General features: G+C 41.0%; 1 protein-coding gene. It reads left to right on the forward strand.

Translation table 11 applies throughout. From position 1 onward, the window contains the following. Window positions 1-266, forward strand: a 266-nt coding sequence (locus R2R70_RS20665; protein WP_410979001.1) for a hypothetical protein, incomplete at both ends; no start/stop codon positions are given.

A 266-nucleotide genomic window follows, 5' to 3' on the forward strand; every position in this document is an offset into this window, starting at 1 on the left:
CTAACAAATGTTTACAATTTAGTGTAAAAAGGCAACATAGTATAAAAAGCATAACAGTGGCCCCACAAGGGCGTGTTGGCAGCAATGGTATAGAACAAGGTTTTTTAGGTGTAGCACCTGTTGTTCAGCAATGGCCAGAGGGGTACGTACAATCCCGAAGTTTTGGACCACTTGATAGTATTGTTCGTGGTACAAAAGAAACTTGGCGGTTGATTACGCTGAGCTTTGACATGATTGGTAATTTAATTACAGGTCAGGTTTCGGTT

The sequence above is a fragment of the Cobetia sp. SIMBA_158 genome (genome assembly GCF_046566945.1).
In the GTDB taxonomy this organism is placed as follows: domain Bacteria; phylum Pseudomonadota; class Gammaproteobacteria; order Pseudomonadales; family Halomonadaceae; genus Cobetia; species Cobetia amphilecti.